Origin of the sequence: Hymenobacter monticola (assembly GCF_022811645.1) — a bacterium.
GTDB classification, from domain to species: Bacteria; Bacteroidota; Bacteroidia; order Cytophagales; family Hymenobacteraceae; genus Hymenobacter; species Hymenobacter monticola.
This window is the reverse complement of sequence record NZ_CP094534.1, coordinates 2,499,247-2,518,277: the sequence shown is the minus strand read 5'-3', so window position 1 is coordinate 2,518,277 and position 19,031 is coordinate 2,499,247. Positions and strand designations below refer to the sequence as shown.

Annotated in this window: 15 protein-coding genes; 6 read left to right on the top strand and 9 right to left on the bottom strand. The window is 62.2% G+C overall.

Annotated features, from left to right (window positions below; all coding sequences use genetic code 11):
- The first annotated feature begins 17 nt into the window (after positions 1 to 17).
- From MTP16_RS10495 to MTP16_RS25875, 3 genes are all read left to right on the top strand, one after another.
- Entirely contained in the window at positions 18 to 1,160 is a 1,143-nt protein-coding gene (locus MTP16_RS10495) for a patatin-like phospholipase family protein (RefSeq protein WP_243519476.1), read from the top strand.
- Positions 1,161 to 1,283: 123 nt separating this feature from the next.
- The gene (locus tag MTP16_RS10490) at positions 1,284 to 2,678 is read left to right on the top strand and encodes a TRAFs-binding domain-containing protein (RefSeq protein WP_243519474.1); all 1,395 of its coding nucleotides are present in this window, start codon (positions 1,284 to 1,286) and stop codon (positions 2,676 to 2,678) included.
- 13 nt (positions 2,679 to 2,691) lie between these two features.
- Entirely contained in the window at positions 2,692 to 3,756 is a 1,065-nt protein-coding gene (locus tag MTP16_RS25875; protein ID WP_262922668.1) for a TIR domain-containing protein, read from the top strand.
- Between the two features lie 37 nt (positions 3,757 to 3,793).
- Here MTP16_RS25875 and MTP16_RS10475 read toward each other — a convergent pair whose 3' ends face one another.
- Together MTP16_RS10475 and MTP16_RS10470 are read right to left on the bottom strand one after the other, a co-directional pair.
- Positions 3,794 to 4,204 carry a hypothetical protein gene (locus MTP16_RS10475; protein WP_243519472.1) on the bottom strand — a complete coding sequence of 137 codons (411 nt, stop codon included), beginning with the start codon at positions 4,202 to 4,204 and terminating at the stop codon, positions 3,794 to 3,796.
- 147 nt (positions 4,205 to 4,351) lie between these two features.
- On the bottom strand, positions 4,352 to 5,152 hold the full coding sequence (locus tag MTP16_RS10470) for a LysM peptidoglycan-binding domain-containing protein (RefSeq protein WP_243519469.1): 801 nt from the start codon (positions 5,150 to 5,152) through the stop codon (positions 4,352 to 4,354).
- A 578-nt stretch (positions 5,153 to 5,730) separates the two neighbouring features.
- Between MTP16_RS10470 and MTP16_RS10465 the strand changes: the two genes are divergently transcribed.
- Positions 5,731 to 6,357, top strand: coding sequence for a hypothetical protein (locus tag MTP16_RS10465; RefSeq protein WP_243519466.1), 627 nt, complete (start codon positions 5,731 to 5,733; stop codon positions 6,355 to 6,357).
- Between the two features lie 36 nt (positions 6,358 to 6,393).
- Here the strand turns inward: MTP16_RS10465 and MTP16_RS10460 are convergent, their stop codons facing one another.
- Both MTP16_RS10460 and MTP16_RS10455 read right to left on the bottom strand, forming a co-directional pair.
- Positions 6,394 to 6,777 (bottom strand): DUF3037 domain-containing protein, encoded by a 384-nt coding sequence (locus MTP16_RS10460; RefSeq protein WP_243519463.1) that lies wholly within the window; start codon positions 6,775 to 6,777, stop codon positions 6,394 to 6,396.
- Positions 6,755 to 7,549, bottom strand: a complete 795-nt coding sequence (locus MTP16_RS10455) for a HipA family kinase (protein ID WP_243519460.1) — start codon at positions 7,547 to 7,549, stop codon at positions 6,755 to 6,757. Before MTP16_RS10455 ends, MTP16_RS10460 begins: the two co-directional genes overlap by 23 nt.
- Positions 7,550 to 7,890: 341 nt before the next feature.
- Here MTP16_RS10455 and MTP16_RS10450 point away from each other — a divergent pair, with 341 nt between their 5' ends.
- On the top strand, positions 7,891 to 10,566 hold the full coding sequence (locus MTP16_RS10450; protein ID WP_243519457.1) for a putative Ig domain-containing protein: 2,676 nt from the start codon (positions 7,891 to 7,893) through the stop codon (positions 10,564 to 10,566).
- Between the two features lie 209 nt (positions 10,567 to 10,775).
- On the opposite strand, the gene MTP16_RS10445 is transcribed toward MTP16_RS10450, so the two are convergent.
- The 5 genes from MTP16_RS10445 to MTP16_RS10425 all read right to left on the bottom strand — a co-directional run bounded on the left by MTP16_RS10445 (position 10,776) and on the right by MTP16_RS10425 (position 16,880).
- Positions 10,776 to 13,355 (bottom strand): DUF5916 domain-containing protein, encoded by a 2,580-nt coding sequence (locus tag MTP16_RS10445; protein WP_243519454.1) that lies wholly within the window; start codon positions 13,353 to 13,355, stop codon positions 10,776 to 10,778.
- Between the two features lie 282 nt (positions 13,356 to 13,637).
- A complete protein-coding gene (locus MTP16_RS10440) occupies positions 13,638 to 14,366 on the bottom strand; it encodes a DUF4097 family beta strand repeat-containing protein (protein WP_243519452.1) in 729 nt (242 codons plus the stop codon).
- Positions 14,367 to 14,574: 208 nt separating this feature from the next.
- Positions 14,575 to 15,342 (bottom strand): DUF4097 family beta strand repeat-containing protein, encoded by a 768-nt coding sequence (locus MTP16_RS10435; protein ID WP_243519445.1) that lies wholly within the window; start codon positions 15,340 to 15,342, stop codon positions 14,575 to 14,577.
- A 112-nt stretch (positions 15,343 to 15,454) separates the two neighbouring features.
- Positions 15,455 to 16,321 (bottom strand): HEAT repeat domain-containing protein, encoded by an 867-nt coding sequence (locus MTP16_RS10430; protein ID WP_243519442.1) that lies wholly within the window; start codon positions 16,319 to 16,321, stop codon positions 15,455 to 15,457.
- Between the two features lie 4 nt (positions 16,322 to 16,325).
- Positions 16,326 to 16,880 carry an RNA polymerase sigma factor gene (locus MTP16_RS10425; RefSeq protein ID WP_243519439.1) on the bottom strand — a complete coding sequence of 185 codons (555 nt, stop codon included), beginning with the start codon at positions 16,878 to 16,880 and terminating at the stop codon, positions 16,326 to 16,328.
- A 548-nt stretch (positions 16,881 to 17,428) separates the two neighbouring features.
- Between MTP16_RS10425 and gndA the strand changes: the two genes are divergently transcribed.
- Positions 17,429 to 18,928, top strand: coding sequence for an NADP-dependent phosphogluconate dehydrogenase (gene gndA, locus MTP16_RS10420; protein ID WP_243519436.1), 1,500 nt, complete (start codon positions 17,429 to 17,431; stop codon positions 18,926 to 18,928).
- Positions 18,929 to 19,031: the final 103 nt, after the last annotated feature.

Genomic DNA, 19,031 nt, shown 5'->3' with positions numbered 1-19,031 from the left:
AACCAACTTCCTTACCCATGGCCATTCAAGACAAAAACGCCAAAACCGGCCCGCGCAAGCTGCTGTCCCTCGACGGGGGCGGCATCCGGGGCACCATCACCCTGGAAATTCTAGCCGAGCTGGAACGCCAGCTGCAGGAGCGCCTGGGCGCGGGCCCCGACTTCGTGCTCGCGCACTACTTCGACTACATTGCCGGCACCAGCACCGGGGCCATCATTGCCACCTGCCTGAGTTTAGGCATGCGCGTGACGGACATCCGCAGCTTTTACCTGGCCAGCGGCCCGGCCATGTTCGACAAAGCGGGGCTGTTTCAGCGCTACCTGCGCAACAAGTACAAGGACGGCGCCCTGGCCCAGCAGCTGCAGGACGTCATCCGGCAGCGCAGCGGCGAGCCGGAAGCCACGCTGGGCAGCCAGGCCCTGCAAACCTACCTACTGGTCATCTTGCGCAACGCCAGCACCGACTCGGCTTGGCCGATTTCGAACAACCCGGCCGCCAAGTTCAACGACAGCGCCGAAGACTACTGCAACCTGCGCCTGCCGCTGTGGCAGCTGGTGCGGGCCAGCACGGCGGCCCCCACCTACTTCCCGCCCGAGGTGGTGACCGTGGGCAAGGAAGAATTCGTGTTCGTGGACGGCGGCGTGACCATGTACAACAACCCCGCGTTTCAGCTTTTCCTCATGGCCACCCTCAAGCCCTACCGGCTGGAGTGGCCCACCGGCGAAGACAAGATGCTGCTGGTATCCATCGGCACGGGCGCGGCGGCCGACGCCAACGCCCACCTCAGCCCCGACCAGATGAACCTGCTCTACAACGCCAGCTCGCTGCCCTCGGCCCTGATGTACGCGGCCTCGAACGAGCAAGACATGCTCTGCCGCGTGTTTGGCCGCTGCCTGCACGGCGGCGAAATCGACCAGGAGGTGATGGACCTGAAGGGCGACATCGGCCCGGGCTCGCTGCCGGGCAAGCACTTCACTTACCTGCGCTACAACGCCGACCTTTCGCGCCAGGGCCTCGACGCCCTGGGTTTGCCGCACATCGAGCCCGCCACGGTGCAGCAGATGGACTCGGTGAAGTACATCAGCCAGTTGCAGGAAGTGGGCCAGGCGGTGGCCAAAGAAGTTGATTTGGCGCACTACCAAGCGTTTTTGCAGCTGTAGCCCCCGCGGCGGGCTTGCCGGAAAGCCGCCTTTTCCTTCGCTACCTCATTTCTTTTTTGGCACCTTACATGGCACAAACCGCCCCTGCTCCAAAGCAAAAAACCTGTTTCGTGGTGATGGGCTTTGGCAAGAAGACCGACCTTCGAAACCGGCCGCCTGCTGGATTTGGACGTCTCCTACAAAAACATGATAAAGCCGGCGGTGGAAGCGGCCGGCCTGCGCTGCATTCGGGCCGATGAAATCGTGCATTCGGGCCTGATTGACGTGCCCATGTACGAACACCTGCTCAACGCCGACGTGGTGGTGGCCGACCTATCTACATCGAATAAAAACGCCTTTTATGAGCTGGGCGTGCGGCACGCGCTGCGCCCGCAAACCACCATCATCATTGCCGAGGACGGCATCAAGGCCTTTCCATTCGACATCAACCACGTGGCCGTGCGTCAGTACCACCACCTGGGCGAAGACATCAACGCCGTGGAGGCACGCCGCTTTCAGGCCATGCTGACGGACGCCATTGAGCAAATCCTGGCTAACGACCCCGTGAGCCGCGACAGCCCGGTGTATACTTTTCTGGACCTTACCCCGCCGGCCCTTAAGAAAGTGCAGGAAGCCGCCCTCATCACCATGGCCGCCGCCAGCAACCTGGCCGCGGTATCAACCGCTGCCAGCAAGCAAACGCACATGGCCCTGATGAACCGGGTAAGCGCGGCGCAGAAGCAAGGCAAGTGGTTTAAGATGCAGGTGCTGCTGGAAGTGGTGCGCGAAAACCAGGCGCAGGCCCGGGCAGAAGCCCGCCAAACGGCCACCGTGCAGCTATCGCAGGACGACCGCGAGGACCCCTACATTTTGCAGCAGCTGGCCCTGGCTACCTACAAAAGCAAAGAGCCCAGCCCGGAACAGGCCCTCCTGGACGCCCGGGCGCTGCTGGTGCCCCTGACGCCGGCCACCACCAACGACACCGAAACCCTGGGCATGTGGGGCAGCATTCACAAGCGGCTGTGGGACCTGACCAAGGCCAAGCCCGCGGCGGAGCAGGCGGCCGACCGCGCGCGGTATCTGGACGAAGCCGTGCGGGCCTACGAGCGGGGCTTCTACCTGCGCAACGACTATTACAACGGCATCAACCTGGCCTTTTTGCTGAACGCGCGGGCGGCCGAGCCCACGGCGTCGGCCGCCGAGGCCATTGCCGACTACGTGCAGGCCCAGCGGGTGCGCAAAGAAGTCATTACACTCTGCGACCAATGGCTGGCCACCCAGGCCGCTTTCCAGGCCTTGGGCGAACCTGCAGCCGGGCCGGAACAGCAAAAGGACGCCGCCAACCGCTACTGGGTGCTGGCCAGCAAGGGCGAGGCCTACCTCGGCCTGGGGCAGCCCGAGCAGGGCAACCAAACGCTGCAGGAAGCCTACGCCCTGGCCCCGGAACTGTGGATGAAAGCCAGCACCGAGGAGCAGCTGGCCAAGCTAAACGAATTACTGGCTACCAATCCGTTGCAGTTTATCACCAGCGCAGCTTAAGCCGCATTAACCGATGGAAGTACTTCGCTGGGTATTGGTGGCGGGCACGGGCCGGCAGCAGGGCCTGCCTAACTCCGTATTGCTGCTGGCCGAGGCCCTGGGCCAGGCCTTGGCTGAGCAAGGCTTTGGCCTGGTGGTGGGCGGCTGGCCGGGCGTCGACTACCTGGTGGCGCAGGGCTACGCCCGGGCACTGGAGGCACGGCAGCTGCCCTTGGCCGACTACCTCATCCAGGTGGTGGCCGACAGCCGGCCGGCGGTGTACCCGGCCCAGGCCCGCTACCCCGATTTTCAGGGCGGCTACCTCATCGAGGTGCCCACGGGGGTGCGCGAGTGGGTAGAAGCCCTCAAGTATGCCGATGCCGTGGTGCTGCTGGGCGGCGAAGGCGGCACCCGCGAAACCTTCTGGTACGCCACCCAGGAGCAACGCCCCGTGTTTCCGATTCCCTGCACCGGAGGCGACGCCGCCGCGGTGTTTCCCGACTGTGTGGCCCGCTGGGAGCTGTTTCCCTACCAAGGCTTCACGGCCACCGACTTTGAAGCCACCCTCGCCCAGCCGGCCGACGACGCAGCCCAGGCGCGCCAGTTGGCCAGCGGCCTGATGCGCCTGCTGCAAGCCCAGTTTGCCCCGAAAACCGACGCCAAGCCGCCCATCTTCATCAGCTACGCGCACGAAGACCGGCAGTGGCTGCTGAAGCTGCGCAGCGCCCTGCGCCCCCTAGAGCACCGGGCCCAGCTGGCCGTGTGGGACGACTTCCGCCTGCAGCCCGGCGACGCGTATCAGCGGCACATCAGTGAGGCCATCGACAAGGCACCGGTGGCCATCCTCATCGTCAGCAATGCTTTTTTCGCTTCCACCTTCATTCAAAACGAAGAGTTGCCGCGGCTGCTGGCCAAGCACCAGCAGGGCACCTGCCGGCTGCTGTGGCTGCTGCTCGAAGGCGACGAGTGGCTAAAATCGCCCCTGCAGGCCATTCTTTCGCTTAATGACGTGGAGCAGCCGCTGGCCGCCCTCTCGCCCGCCCAGCAGCAGGACGCGCTGATTATGCTTCGCCGCAAGGTGGCGGCGGCCATCGAATAGCCCGCGCCGGGCGCCGCCTTCAGCGTCCGGAGTGGGCTTATTTGACTTTGCGGTAGTTCAAGGTGTTGCCGCGGGCGGTGTAGCTCAGCTCCAGGCCCACATCGTCTACGCCCACTATCTCCCAACACATGTCTTCCTTGGGCTGAACCAGGTATTTTTCGTTGTCGCCGGGGTGCCCGGCTCCGGCTTCCTGGGGGCAGGCCCGGTCGAGGATGAAAGCAGCAGCGCCAACTTCTTTTCCATCGTAGTAATCGATGTACTGGTGTTCCTTTAGCTCAATCACGCTTCGGGCGTCGGTGGTGCTTTGCCACTTGCCTTGCAGCCGCTGGTAAGTGGTGGCAGCGGCCGGCGCTGGCCGGGCGGCAGCCGGCGGCGTGGACGGGGGTTTCTGCTCCGAGCCACAAGCCGTGACCAAAGCGCAAACAAACAACAGAGAAGCACATTTCATATACAAGGCGAAGCAGCGCCGCCGCTTCGGATAAGGTGAACGAGCGGCCGACCCGGGCTGCATACGGCGCGCCAACAAAAAACGCTGGGCCGCCTCCTGCCCGAAAGAAGTCAGATAGCCAGCCGGGCCAGGTGCCCGTACTTTGTGCTACTGGTGCAGCAGGGCGTAGTATGTCTTAAAGTATTTGATGCGCTCGGCCAGGCCATTGGTGCCGCCATTCACCACCCTGGTCACTTTGGTTACCACGTCATCGGTTGCACCCAGGGCTGACATTTCAATAAGCTTTCGGTCGTGGAAAAACCAAGCTGCTGAAAGCAGGGGGTATTTTTGTGCCACCAGGTCGGGCACGGCCAGGATGTTATCGGTGACGAATTTGGCAAACGCCGCGTAGTTGGATTTGCCGGTCAGCTGAATGAAGCCGCGTCCCCGGAAGTTCCAGCCGTCTTTAGAGGCTTCGTTGCCGTTGCCGTTGCGCAAGGCATACACCCGGGCGCCAATGGCTTCGGGTTTGCGGGCGTAGGCGGCGAGTAGGGCATCCGTGGCGAAGTACTTGCCAAAAGTGCTTTTCAGCGCTGCGGCCGAGTAGTTTAAGTTCTCGCTCACGGCAGTGAAATCGCAGCTTTCGTGCGCGCATTGCGCCAGAAAGTGCGCCATTACCAGGGGCGTATTAATCTTGAACCGGTCAATTATCGCCGGAATTTGTGCCAACACCTCGGGTTTGATATGCCCTTTCAGCGCGTCAAGGTTTACCGCGCCTGTTCCACTGCTGGCGGTGCCCGAAGCTGGCGTAGCAGCGGGAACCGGCAGGTTGATAATCTGCCCTACCTGTATGCTGTTGGGGTTGGTAATCTGCCGGTTGGCCGCCAGCAGGTCGGCCAACGAAAGCTGGTGCGCGGCGGCGATGCGGCCGAGGGTGTCGCCGGGTTTAATCTGGTAGGTGTTTGCCATGTGGAGGTCGGAATAAGGTGTAAACCATGGAAATAGCTAGGCACTTGCCTTCCCCGCAACGGCCGGAGTCGCCGCCGGTGCACCAACGGCCGCCGCCCGAGCCCCGCCCCGAACGCACACGGGCGCGGCCATTGCCTGGCGAAGCAGTTTGCACAGGAAAGCAATGAAGCTGAGAGCCAAGCGGAAGCATCGGCCGCCCGGGATTCAGATTGGGGCGCCCAACGGCGCCGGGGTGATGAAGCCCGGCAGGCCGCATCATGAAAGGGTAGAAAAGGCCTCGCGCCAGGCAAGGAAAAAACGGAAAGGGATGGTAGCGAAAAATGAAGCAGGCTTGACCCAAGGGGGGAGCCTAGTGGGTACTACCGGGTGGAGTGGCAAAGCAGGGTTGCGTCAGCCAGTCAGCCGAATAGCCCGGCCAAGTTATCAGTCAAATATTGCCAAACAAAATAACTAATATGACATTTTTTCAAACAGCTGAGTTTTCCTTTGCTTCACTCAAAATAACAGGCAAGAAGTAGCATAATACCCTGCTTACTTGTTCGTTACAATCCAGCGTTGTCATTTCCTGCACATCACTAATGGAGCTTCGAAAAATAGGAATAGCGGCTTCCCTGGCTTCGGGTGTTGCGGCGTGTACCGAGCACCGCAACCCTGCATTTGTCTACCCGCCGTCCGTGGTGGCGGCGCACGAGCAAGCCCACTACAAAACCGCCCTCTGGTGCACCTACACCAGCCTACTCGACAGCTCCGTTTTTAAAAAAGAACCGCTGAATGATTCGCTGGCGGCCACGCTGCGGGGGTGGCTGGCTGTGCGGCGCAAGCTCGAATCCATCAAGCAGGATTCACTGACTACCTGCTTTCGCTTTAAGCTAGCAGGGCCCAGTTCAACAATTCTGCGCTTTTATAATAACAGTTACCGCTACGGAAATACAGCGTTCGGCTTACCGGTCACCATAGCCGTCTGGGTCAACCGGAAGGATGGCTTAATTGATTCGGTGTTGGACTGTTATAACAGAAGACGGTCTGCAGGTTTTCCAGTATCCTTTACTGAAGGGAGATGGCAACGCACCGGCCCAATAGACAGAAAGCTGTTTTCTTACAACGTGGACCAACCCTGCAAAGCTGCTTTCCTGCAAGCCAACAGCGAAAAGCTGCGCTGGGACGTGCGCCTGCTGTGCATTGAGAAAGGCATACTCCCCCACTAGCCTTTCAGCCGCTTCCAACTGACAGCCTGAGCCTCCTCACCGCACCAGCTGCGTCAGCAGGCGCTGCAGTGTCTCGGCGGCGTCGGGGCAGCGGCCGGGGTGCACGGGCGAGCACTGCACCACTGTGCTGCGCGTGGCCGTGAGCCAGCGAAACCGCTCGGCAATGGGCAGCTGGCCGATGGTGCCACCGGCGGCGCGCCCCTCGCAGATGCGCTCGAAGGCGTGCAGGCGGGCGGCCACTTCGGCCAAGTCCAGGTCGGGGGCAAAGGCGCGCAGGCGAGCTTCGGGCACGGCGCACTGCACCTGCAGGAAGCGCTGGTCTTTGCAGTAGAGGATGACGCCCACATTCAGGAATTCTTCGCGCTCCACGCGGGGCACCACGCGCAGCACGGCGTACTCAAATAAGTGCATGGCGGGCATTTTCGGCTTCCTGAACAAAGGTTTCGGACTGGGCCAGGCGGGCTTCGAGGAAGCCGGCGTAGGCGGCGCGCTCCTCGGCGGGCGTGCCGGCGGCGTGCGCCAGCCACTCGTCGGGCACCAGCGCCACAATGCTGCGAATGACTTCGGGCGTGAGGCGGGCGCGGCCCAGGGCGTCGGCTGCTGCCAGCTCGGTAGCCTGGGGCAGCAGCACGTGGGTTTTAATCTGGGGGAAAGGGCGCGGGCGCGGCGCGGCCCACTCGGGGCCGGCGTGGTGCACGTAGAGGGCCGCGCCGTGGTCGATGAGCCAGAGCTCCTTGTGCCACATGAGCATGTTGGTGTTGCGGACGGTGCGGTCCACGTTCAGCGTCAGGGCGTCGAGCCACACGATGAGCGAGGCCAATTGGGGTTCCACGGTGGTCACCAACGAATCGAAGGTGATGGCGCCGGAGAGGTAGTGCAGGGCCAGGTTGCGGCCGGTGCTGCCCTGCAGCAGGTCCTGGATTTCCTCGTCGGGCTCGGTGCGGCCGAAGCTTTCGTCCAACTCACAAAACACCAGCTCGGGCACGCGCAGGCCCAGTACGCGGGCCAGCTCGCCCACAATCAGCTCCGCAATGAGGGCCTTCACGCCCTGGCCCGCGCCGCGGAACTTCACCACGTAGAGAAAGCCGTCGTCGGCTTCCATGAGGCCGGGCAGGGAGCCGCCCTCGCGGAGCGGGGTCACGTAGCGCGTGAGCACGACGGTGCGGAGTTCGGGGGCAGCGGGGGGCAGCATAGAGGCAAGAAAGAAGCGCCCGGCAAAGGTCGAACAATCCGGCCAGTTTCAGCCACGGCGTCCGTGATGCAGGCTCGAGCAGCAGAAACCAACCCTGAATAGCACAAAACCCATGGATGAAATACTAATCCAAAGAATAATGAATTATTATATTACAACCACTTGCATGGCCTAAACATTTATCTAAATTTGAATTATACATCTTCCATTTCGCCATAGTGGCATTTAAAAAGGAAATTGATATCATTATTTCAAACAGACTTGCTTGTCAATAATGCTATTTCTAATTCCCTTTTACTTTAAAAAATCATATTTCACCCTAATTCCAATTTTTTACTCTTATGAAACAATTTGACTTTGTAGGAAGGAATTTTAACACTCGTTCCTGGGGGCTGGGCTCCTGGTCCCGGTTTGCCGGGTGGCGGGTGCTAGTGCTTTGCCTGCTGCTGGGCCTGGGGGCTGCGGCCCCGGCGCAGGCCTCCCACTTCCGCTACGGCTCGCTCACGTGGCGCACCGTGGCCACCGACCCCAGCAAGCGCACGGTGGAGTTCCGGGTGAGCCAGGCGTGGCGCGCCAGCTTCGGCGGGCTGAACCCCACCGTGGGCTCGTCGGTGGTGACCGGCCAGCTGGAATTTGGCGACGGCACCAACGCCACCATCAACCTGGGCGTGACGTCGGTGGACGTGGTGGGCGACAGCTTCTACGGCGAGGCCACTATCACGCACACCTACGCCACGGCCGGCGATTTCAGGTCTTATTACACGGACTGCTGCCGGCTGAGCACCCTCACCAACAACTCCAACGGCGTGATGTACGTGAGCACGCTGGTGAACGCGGGCTCGGGTAACAACTCGCCCGTTTCGACGCTGGTGCCGGTGATGAACCTGGCGGTGGGCCAAACCGCAGCCACGTTCCGGCTGCCGGCCAGCGACCCCGATGGCGACGCCCTCACCTACACGATGGCCACGCCCAACGACTTCAACAACAACCCCTTCGCGAATGCTCCGGGCATGACCGTGAACCCGAGCACGGGCGTGGTGTCCTTCAGCACCGTGGGCCTGACGGTGGGCCAGATGTTTAACGCGGTGGTGAAAGTAAGCGACGGGCGCACCAGCATCCTGGTAGATTTCCTGGTGAAAGTGACGGCCAGCTCGACGCCGCCGATGTTCGACTACAGCCTCACGCCGCCCCACGGCTACGTGTACCAGGTAGCGCCCGGCCAGGCGGTAAACTTCAGCGTGCGGGCCCTCGACAGCGACGCTGGCGACGTGGTGAACCTGCAGTCTTATGGTGCGCCTTCGGCGGCCAGCACGGCTCCGGCCCTGCCGCTCAACGCCAACCCGGTGCAAACGGCCTTTTCCTGGACGCCCACGGCGGCCAACCTGGGCACCACGGTTATCACCTTTGTGGCGCAGGACTTGTCCGGCGTGCAGGCCGTCACGTCGGTGACAGTGGAAGTGACTCAGCGCCCGCGCTTCGACGTGCCGCCCACGCCTGCCAACCGCAGCACGGTGCAAGTGACGCCCGGTACGGCGCTACGCTACACCATTCAGGCCTCCGACCCCGACGCCACCGACCGCGTGACCCTGGCCAGTGTGACGGGCATGCCCGCCGGCGCCAGCTTCGGGCCCGCCATTCCGACGGCAGCGGCCAACCCCGTGAGCACCCAGCTGAGCTGGACGCCGGCCTTGGCCGACTGGGGCCCGCACGCAGCCACCTTCGTGGCCCGCGATACGCACGGCGACCAGGCCACGCACACGTTGAACTTCCTGATTAACTCGGCGCCGTCGTTTACGTCGCAGCCCGGCAACTTGACGCTGATGGTGGGGCGCACTTTCGTGTACAACATCACCACCACCGACCCCGACCTGCCCTACGGCGACCGCCTCGATGTGCTGGCCGCGACGCTGCCCTCGTGGCTGCGCTTTATGAGCAACGGCAACGGCACGGCCACGCTCAGCGGCACGCCCACCGCGGCCCAGATTGGCGCCCACCGCGTGACCCTGGCAGCGGAAGACATTTACCACCACGGCAACAGCTACGGCGCCGTGCTGCAGTCATTTACGATTAACGTGGTGGGCTGCAGCACGGCCGTGGTGGCTACGCCCACCCAGCCCGCCTGCGCGGGCAGCACCGGCAGCATTGCGCTGGCCGTGACCGGCGCCGTGGCCCCCGTCACCTACGCCTGGACGGGCCCTAACCGTTTCCAAGCCTCGACGCAGAACCTGACCGGGGTGCCCACTGGCACCTACACCGTGACGGCCACCGACGCCAATGGCTGCACCGCCACCACGCAGGCCATCCTGACGGCCCCCGCCCCTTTCCGGGCGCCCAACGTGACGGTAACCCTGGCGAGCGCGCCGGTATTCGCGGACCAGCCGAACACCATTTTCCTCGGCTACGGCCCGCAAACGGCTACCCTGACGGCCGTGGGCGGCGTGAGCTACCGCTGGAGTCCGGCCGCGGGCCTGAGCAACGCCGGCATTGCCAACCCGGTATTTGCGCCCGTGGCCGCCGGCCAATACACCTACACCGTGACGGCTACCAACGCCAGCGGCTGCACGGCCTCGGCTACGGTGACGCTGACGGTGGTGAATGCCAGCTGCGGCAACAACCCCAAGAACCCCAAAGTGCTGGTGTGCCACAACGGCCACGAAATCTGCATCTCGCCCAATGCCGTAGCGGCGCACATCGGCCCCGGCTCCAACCACAACGACTACCTAGGCAGCTGCGCCGGCATGCCTGCACCGGCGCCCGGTGTGGTCCTGTCGGCCTTCCCCAACCCGATGGCCACAACCACCACGGTCAATTTCCAGACGCCCATTACCATGCCCGCCTCGGTGCGGGTATTCAACCAGATGGGTGTGCTCGTGAGCACGCTGTTTGAAGGCGAGGCCGTGGGTGGCCTGGAGTACCAGCTGGAAGTAAACGCGGCCACCTGGCCCGCGGGCCTCTACCTCTGCCAGTTTGTGGGGAAAGGCCAAACCAGCACCCAACGCCTGATGGTGAACAAGTAGTAGCCGACAAACCATCTACTTATTAAAAAAGCCCCCTGAGAAAACTCAGGGGGCTTTTTCATACCTGATTCACCGTATGTAGCGGTATAGGCAACGACCGTTTGCCGGTCCGAGGACCTAGGCGTCCGACCGGTCGCCGTTGGCCCAACTCCGTTCGACGGCTCCTGGCGCCCGACCGGCAAACGACCATGGTCTACACAGCTTCCTTTTTATTTGGGAAGCACGGCCCGTCCCTTCCGCAGCGTCAGGTAATCCAGGTAGTACAGCACCTTCACCGACACCGAGTTATTGTGCGGCGTGTTGATGGTGTTGTTGAAATTGTCGAAGAACTGCGGGGTGGCCCGCTCGGCCAGGAGGGTGGAGTTGCTGGCATTTTTCCAGACGATGCTCAGCTGCGAGCCGGGCGCGAACCACCACGAATACACGGCATCAACGTTGAAGGCGTTGTATGTATTGTCGCGGTTGCGCTGGTAGGCGGCGGGGGTTTCGAGGCCGTCCTTGCCGAGGGTGGCAAAATCGAAGTAGCGCACGTTGCTGGTGTAATGGCGCAGGCGCAGCGTGAACGACATGCGGTTCGTGAAGGTGTAGGCCACCGAGGCCACGTTGGCGATGGTGGCCACGTCGCGGCGGCCCAGCAGCGTCTGGCCCGTGAAGGGCTGGTCGAGGATTTCGCTGGCCGAGAGGCCGCCGTTCACGTAGCCAATCTGGTTCTGGCGCAGACTCCAGTCCGCGCTGTAGCGGAAGGTGAGGTGGTCATTCACGCGGTAGCGTGGATAGGCGCCCAGGCTGTAGCCGGTGCGGCGCGGGCGGTTGGTCAGGCGGTCGTCTTGGGCGTATTGCTGGGTGCCCACGTTCCAGTTGAAGGCGAATTTCTTGCGCGAGTCGGAGTTGAAGAAGAAAACGAAGCGGGTGTTGGCGGGCACACGCACGTAGTAGTCGCCCAGCGGGTAGGTGCGCGGCTCAAAGAAGTCGTGCGTCACGGGGTCCACGTTCAGGTCGAAGCCCAACTGATTGAAACTCTTGGTGAAGGTGGTGTTGGCGCCGAGATAGAAGTTCAAAGCCTGGTAGAGCGTGGGCTTGTAGAGCAGCGTATGGCTCACGTTGCCAAACACGTAGAAGTTGTTCACCTTCCAGAACTGCTTGTAACGCCGGTAAGCCAGGTCGAGCGAGTTGGTGATGTTGTTGTTGCCGAACAGGATGCCCAAATCGTTCGGGTTGTAGGTGTCCGACTCGATGCCGTGGTTGTAGCCCCAGGTGAAATTGCCCGAGATTTTGCTCAGCCCCACTTGGTACTTATAGCCGTCGCGGTCCGACACTTCCTCGGTGCTGCCGAACTCGGTGCCGCGGCGGCGCGAATACACCACCCGGCCATCCACGGCATAGGTGTTCTTGGGGTTGGCGAAGCGGAAGAGGCCGCCGGTCACGTTGGCGTCGTAGGTGCTGCCGGCACGCGTCACGTTGGTGTTGATGAGCGAGACGAAGGAATTGTGCTTGAGGCTTTGGTCGAGCACGGCGATGTTGTAGTTAGCAAACGGCTGGGTGAGCACCTCGCGCTCCTGCCCGGTTTCGGTGTTGCGGATGGTGGCGTACATGTCGTTGCTCAGGGCGTTGAACACACCGATGCCCAGGCCCTTGCTGGTGCGCCCCGATACTTTAGTGGCATTCAGCAGCCGCGTTTCGGAGGGGTTGCGCACGATGCGCTCATTCGTGCCCGCCGTCACGCCATAAAAGCCGATGGGCGTGGCCCCTACCCTTCTGGAGTAGAACAGGTTGCCCTTGTTGAACAGCTCGGTGCCTTCCGTAAAGAACTGCCGGTTCTCGTTGAATTGCACTTCGAACGGCGAGAGGTTGAGCACCTGGTTGTCACTCTGCACCTGCCCAAAATCCGGCACCAGCGTGGCATCCAGCGTGAAGCTTTCGTTGATGCCCCACTTGATGTCGGCCCCACCGTTGAAGCTCGTGGTGGTGCGCTTGGTACCGGCCGCGTTTAGCGGGTTGTCGTTCACGTAGCCGCTCACGTAGGGCGTGAGCGAGAGGCGCAGCGGCGGCTTCACGCCCTGCACGCCGGTCAGCTCGCCCCACTGGTTCACGAAACCGTCGACCTGCGGCTTCACCTCGTTCCAGAAATACGCCGCGTTGTCGCGCTTGCGCTGGCGCATGAAATTCACGCCCCAATGCTGCACATCGGCGGTGCTGAAGCGGATGGCCGAGTAGGGAATCCGCATTTCCACCACCCAATCGGTGCCTTGCAGGGCGGCGCGGCTTTCCCACACGGCGTTCCAGTTGAAATCTTCGCCGCCAGCCGGTGAGTAGCGCGAGTCGAGCTGCACGCCGCTGCTGGTCACGATGAAGCCGTAGCCGTTGAGGTGGTCGTTGTAGGTATCGAGAAAGATGCCAAAGAAGTCGGAGTTGCCGGTGTTGTCGCGCGCCGTCAGCTCACGCGGGATGGAATCGGTGGCTACGTCGTGCATCACGGCGCCCACGTACAGGGCCGCGTCGTCGTAGAGCACGCGCACTTCGGTGGGGAATTTTTCGGGCACGCCGGGCTTGGGGCGCTGTTGCGTGAACTGACCCGTTACGGCCGCCCCGCGCCACACGGCTTCGTCGAGCACGCCGTCGAGCTTCACGGGCTGGGCGATGCGCAGGGCCGCCAGCTGGCGTTTGGGCGCGGTGGTGGCAGCCGTGGCGGGCGCTACAGCTACAGATGCGCCCTGAGCCCGGGCCGTCAGGCAGCCCAGGCTCAGCAGCGACATCAATCCAAAAAAACGCAGAGAAAAGGTGGTGGACATAGAGTGTCGGGTTAGAAATGAGCAGCAGAAATCCGACGGAAGCAGGGCCGAAAAGGCCCGGAAAAGCAAAAGGATGGGGCAGGGTTTCAGTATTGTTTCATCTCACCAAAACCACTTTAAAACCTTTTCCACAGGCGGGCTGGCTTGCAGACCAATTGCCGCCACAGCGCCCTTCCCCTTTTGCTTATATCCAAATTATACCTTTGATTTTCAGGCAAAAACCTTCCATCAAGGCGCCAAACCGGCGTCCTTTTGCGGGGAAACTGCCCAAGTTGGGAATGGTTACTTCCGCTTGCGGAAATACACGTCGTTGCTGATGGATTCGAGCTTGACGAGCGGGCCGCTGCCCTTGAGCGTGCCGCGCAGCTGGTAGCCCACGATGGGGTTTTTCTTCGGCGTTGAGGTGAAGGCGATGTCCTGGTCGGTATACACCTCGCCGGTGATGGTTTTCAGGGCTAGCTCGGCGCCCTGGCTGGCGGGCCAGGCCACGTCCACAAAGCCACTCAGCGACTTGGCCTCTAAGGGCCCGGTGAGGCCGGCCACGTCGATGTTGCCGCTGTAGGTGTAGATGCGCAGATTCACGTCGGCCGGCACCGTGATTTCGTAGGCAATGTCGGCGCACAATCGGTAGCCGGTGTCATCGTCGTTGCGGCCGTTGCTCATGTACACATTGCCTTGGCGCGTGCCGCTGCTGGGGCAGTCGCCGGGTTGGGCCTGGCGCAGCATTTCCTTGTCGAAATCCGCAGTCAGCTTCACCTCATCACTGCTTTGTTCCGCCTTTAGCAGCAGGGCGTCGTTGAGCCGGTTCTGGTTGATGCTGACGGTAGCTTTGAGTGTCACTTTATTGCCCGCCCCGGCCCGGATGCGGATGTTGCTGGCCTGCTTCAGGTTGAGAAACAGGCGCTGGCCCTTGGCGAGGTCCACGTTTTTTTCGAGAATTTTCTGGGCAGCGGCGGGTTGGATGGCGACTGTGGTGAGGGCCAGCAAGAGAAAGAATAGGAGGCAGCGCATGGGAGTTTTTGCAGAAAGATGGAAGGTGTGTGGAAGGCTTAACCCCACCCCCGGCCCCTCCCCTCTAGGGGAGGGGAGCCAGGCGCAGGATGTTTCAGAATGCACATTTGACTGTGAAAACAACCCTAGTCGAGCACGAGGTGCCAGGCGCGGGATGTTTCGGAACACACCCCTCCCCCAGAGGGGAGGGGCCGGAGGTGGGGTCTGGCTATTTCGCTTTGCGCACGTAGATGTCGCCGCTCACCGTCTTAAGCGACACCGCGTTGCCGCCGCCGTTGATGGTGCCGTCCACCACCTGGCCGCCGATGTGGCGCATGTTGTCGTCGCCCTTGCCAAGGCTCAGGTCGAAATCGGTGTACACCTCACCCGACACCGAACGCAGCTTCAGCGTGGCCTTGGTGCTCGGGGGCATGCTTACGTCCACGTCGCCGCTCACGGTGGTGATGGAGCTGGGGCCCTGGCGCAGGGTCGCAAACTTCACCTGCACGTCGCCGCTCACGGTAGTGGCCACCACCGGGCCGGCCACGTTGGTCAGTTTGATGTCGCCCGATTTGAGGGTCAGCTCCAGGGCGCCGCTCACGTCGCGCACCACCAAGTCGCCGCTGTTCCAGTTGGTTTGGGTGTATTGCACGCTAGAGCCCCGGGGCACCTGCACCACGTAGTTGGCGTCCTTGCGCGAGGCCCGCACAATGCGCACCGTGTTGTCGGTCTGCGTCACCGAGAGGCCGATGTTGGTGTTGTCGACGGCCGTGTTGTAGATGGGGTGCAGGCCCTCGGCGCGCTTGGGGGCCGGCTCGAAGCCGTTGCCTTTAATCACCAGCTCGGTGCCGTCGATGCCTTCCACGGTCACGTCGCTGCCCTGCATTTCGAGCACGATTTTGCGGTCTTTGCCGCCGAGCTTGGTCTTGAATTCCTGCGCGCTAGCCGTTTGAATTGCGAGGGCGGCCGTCAAGGATAAGAGGATGAGCTTTTTCATATGGTTGTAAAAATTAAGCAAGTGAAGTCCTAGCGCGGCGCCGGGGTGGGCGGCGCCGCGTGCAGAAAAAAGGAGAGAAAAGCGGGTGGTTGAAATGTCTTTTGACCGGGCGTTAAATCAGCTTGCCGATGCCAGCCTCAGCCTGGGCGCGCACCACGGGCAGGGCGTCGGGGCGCTTGGATAGCTTTTCAAGCTGGGGCACGGCGCGGCGCACCTGCATCGAGACCACCATGTCAATCAGCGTAATCTGCACGTTGGGGTCGGTTTGCACGCTCAGGGCGTGCACCAGGCCTTCGCGCACCCGCGGGTCGGCGCGCAGGCGGTAGAGGGCCTCGCAGGTGGCCAGGCGCACGTTGGGGTTGGGGTCGAAGTTGAGGGTGTTGAGCAGCACCTGCACGGTGGCGTCGCCGGGCTCGGTTTCCTTGGTCGAGTTATTCACCAGCTGAATCCGGTCGCTGGCCGATACCACTTGGCCGTTGGCCGGCGTCAGGGCCCGGGCCAGCTGGGTGTGGGTTTGCTGGTTGGAGTCGGAAGCAGCCGTTGCTACCTCGGTGCTGCCCTGCGGGCCCCAGTGCAGGTTGCGGCCCAGCAACACGCCAGTGGCAATGAGCACGATGCTGGCCGCCACACGCATCCAGGTATTGAGCCCGGCCGTGGGCCACATCGATACCACTTTGGCTTCCGGCTGAGCTGGCGCGGCCACCGGCTTGGCAACGGCAGCATCGGGTTTCAGCAGTTGCTTTTGCTCCTCCAGCATGGCCATGAAATTGGCGCGCAGGACGGTGCGGGGCACTTCGGGCAGGGCGGCGTCCAGGTCGTTGGTCAGGGCGCGGAGCTGGGTGACTTGCAGCTGGCAGCTGGGGCAATTGGGCAGATGGGCGGCCACGCGCGCGGCCTCGGCGGCAGGCAGGCTGTGCTCGACGTAGGCCGGCAGCAGCGCTTCAAGCTCGTGGCAGGCAGATAGTTCAGGCGTTTTCATAAACTTAATTGGCGAAATAGATTTTGCGCAGGGCCTGCAGGGCGCGGTGCGCTTTCACGCGGGCGGCTTCGGCGGTGCAGCCCAGCAGCTTGCCGATTTCCTCGTAGCCGAAGCCCTGGAACCGGTTCAGCACCAGGATTTCGCGCTGGGGCACGGGCAGCAGGTTCAGGGCTTCGTGCAGGTCGTCGTGGCTGTTGCTCACACGCATCTGGGAGAAGGCGCCGCCGCGCAGGGCCCCGGTGCGCTCCACGTCCTCCACGTCAGTGTCGGCGACGCGCAGCTTCTGCTGGCGCTGCCAGTGGTCGGCGTGCACGTTGCGGGCCATCTGGTACACCCAGGCCTTGAAGGGCTGGGTGGGCTGGTAGCTGCTGCGGTACTTAAGGATGCGCTCGAACACGGTTTGGGTGAGGTCTTCGCTGAGGTCGCGGTCGTTGGTGAGGCGGGTGAGGTAGTTGAACAAGGGGCCGTGGTAGCGCTCGAACAAGGGCACGAGCTGGTCGAGGTCGTCGGCCCGCACGGCTGCCATCAGTTCTTCGTCGCTCGTACTCGTGAGGGTCACGGGTGAAGGTTTTGGGGTGAGGTGAGAGGAGTACCGGGAGTTGGGCTATTCGTTACACGAGGGTGTAAAAAAAATTATTGAGGGAAGGTATTGGGGCTGATTTATCATGCGTAACAATCAAGTAATAAACCTTTTTCAAAATCATAAAAGGTTACTTGTCTGGAATTATCGACGTGTGTTCGTTCTGGCGTGGGGCCTCCCCCCCGGCCCCTCTCCCAAGGGAGAGGGGAGCCTGGCGACTTGTAGCGTGGACTCTGTGAGTCCGCGCCTGCCAGAACATTGAGCATCTTTCGCCAAGACGCGGACTCGCAGAGTCCACGCTACAATTACGCATAACCGGTGCTCCCTCTCCTTTGGGAGAGGGGGTCAGGGGGTGAGGCCCCCGCCAGAACCCGCCCCAATCGTCCTGATTCCCGTATCCGGTAGGGCTCCACACCCAAAACCGTCGCCCTCCCCCACCGCCCTCATCAAAACTTTAGCGGCGGCCTGCTTCTTTTCACCCTTGTTTGCACCTTGAACCCCAGCCCTCTTTCACACAAACACCTGACATGAGCACAACTTCCCCTGCGTATTCCTTCGGCATGATTGGCCTCGGCACCATGGGCCGCAACCTGTTGCTGAACCTGGCCGACCACAATTTCGGCGTGGCCGGCTACGACAAAGACGCCACCAAAGTGGACCTGTTGGCCAAAGAAGGCGCCGGCAAGCCCGTAGTGGGCTTTTCTGAGCTAACGCCCTTCATCAACAGCCTGCAAACGCCGCGCTCGGTGATGCTGCTGGTGCCGGCCGGCAAAATCGTGGACAGCGTGATTGCCGAACTGCAGCCCCTGCTGGCCCCCGGCGACATCATCATCGACGGCGGCAACTCCCACTTCACCGACACGGAGCGGCGCGCCACGGCCCTGGAGGCGGCGGGCCTGCACTTCTTCGGCATGGGCGTGAGCGGCGGCGAAGAAGGCGCCCGCTTCGGCCCCAGCATGATGCCCGGCGGCGACAAAGAGGCCTACCGCGTGGTGCAGCCCATGTTCGAGGCCATTGCGGCCCGCGTGGGCGACGAGCCCTGCGTAACCTACATCGGGCCCGGTGCGGCCGGCCACTTCGTGAAAATGGTGCACAACGGCATCGAGTACGGCCTCATGCAGCTCATCGCCGAAACCTACGCCGTGCTCAAAACCGGCCTTGGGATGGACAACGCCGCCATCGGGCAGGTATTCACGCAGTGGAACGCGGGCCGGTTGCAGTCTTTTTTGCTGGATATCACGAAGGACATTTTCGGCTTCATCGCGCCTGATACCGACCACCTGCTGCTCGACGATATCAAGGACGAGGCCCGCTCGAAAGGCACCGGCAAGTGGACCTCACAGGTGGCCATGGACTTGGAGCTGCCGATTCCGACCATCGACACGGCCGTTTCAATGCGCGACTTGTCGAAGTACAAAGCCCTGCGCGAGCAGCTGGCCGGGATGTATGGCCCGGCGGCCGGGGCGTTTCAGGTTGAGAAAGAAGCTTTCCTGGCGCAGCTGGAGCAGGCGTTTTATTTCAGCATGGCCATTACCTACGCCCAGGGCATGCAGCTGCTGACGAAGGCGTCAAAGGACTTCTCCTACAACTTAAAGCTGGATGAGATTGCCAAAATCTGGCGCGGCGGCTGCATCATCCGCTCGGGCTTTCTCACCGAGATTTTCAACGCCTACCAGAAGGCACCCGACCTGGCCCATTTGCTGCTCGATGAGCAGGTAAAAAACGTGGTGAGCGCCGCCGTGCCGGGCAGCCGCGCCGTGGTAGCTGCGGCCGTGACGGCGGGCCTAGCCCTGCCCGGCTACTCCTCGGCGCTGAGCTACTTCGACTCTTTCCGCACCGCCCGCATGCCCTCGAACCTCATTCAGGCGCAGCGTGACTACTTCGGGGCGCACACTTACGAAATCATTGGTAAAGAAGGTGTTTTCCACACGCAGTGGACGCCGGAGCACGAGGATGCGGCCAATAAAAAGGACGTGGAAGTGGGCGAGGAAGTGAAAACCGAAAAGCCCGTGACACCGAACAGCTAGAAGCTCCTATTAAAACGGCTGGCATGCTGAGCGCAGTCGAAGCATCTTTACCACGCAACGTAATCATTTACTCTCGCGGTAGAGATGTTTCGACTGCGCTCAG

Excerpts from the sequence above, each read along its gene's own strand:
- MTP16_RS10435 (WP_243519445.1), bottom strand. The coding sequence starts at position 15,342 with ATGAAAAAGCTCATCCTCTTATCCTTGACGGCCGCCCTCGCAATTCAA.
- MTP16_RS10470 (WP_243519469.1), bottom strand. The coding sequence starts at position 5,152 with ATGGCAAACACCTACCAGATTAAACCCGGCGACACCCTCGGCCGCATC.
- MTP16_RS10465 (WP_243519466.1), top strand. The coding sequence starts at position 5,731 with ATGGAGCTTCGAAAAATAGGAATAGCGGCTTCCCTGGCTTCGGGTGTT.
- MTP16_RS25875 (WP_262922668.1), top strand. The coding sequence starts at position 2,692 with ATGGAAGTACTTCGCTGGGTATTGGTGGCGGGCACGGGCCGGCAGCAG.
- gndA (WP_243519436.1), top strand. The coding sequence starts at position 17,429 with ATGAGCACAACTTCCCCTGCGTATTCCTTCGGCATGATTGGCCTCGGC.
- MTP16_RS10440 (WP_243519452.1), bottom strand. The coding sequence starts at position 14,366 with ATGCGCTGCCTCCTATTCTTTCTCTTGCTGGCCCTCACCACAGTCGCC.
- MTP16_RS10430 (WP_243519442.1), bottom strand. The coding sequence starts at position 16,321 with ATGAAAACGCCTGAACTATCTGCCTGCCACGAGCTTGAAGCGCTGCTG.
- MTP16_RS10495 (WP_243519476.1), top strand. The coding sequence starts at position 18 with ATGGCCATTCAAGACAAAAACGCCAAAACCGGCCCGCGCAAGCTGCTG.
- MTP16_RS10445 (WP_243519454.1), bottom strand. The coding sequence starts at position 13,355 with ATGTCCACCACCTTTTCTCTGCGTTTTTTTGGATTGATGTCGCTGCTG.
- MTP16_RS10460 (WP_243519463.1), bottom strand. The coding sequence starts at position 6,777 with ATGCCCGCCATGCACTTATTTGAGTACGCCGTGCTGCGCGTGGTGCCC.
- MTP16_RS10455 (WP_243519460.1), bottom strand. The coding sequence starts at position 7,549 with ATGCTGCCCCCCGCTGCCCCCGAACTCCGCACCGTCGTGCTCACGCGC.
- MTP16_RS10475 (WP_243519472.1), bottom strand. The coding sequence starts at position 4,204 with ATGAAATGTGCTTCTCTGTTGTTTGTTTGCGCTTTGGTCACGGCTTGT.
- MTP16_RS10450 (WP_243519457.1), top strand. The coding sequence starts at position 7,891 with ATGAAACAATTTGACTTTGTAGGAAGGAATTTTAACACTCGTTCCTGG.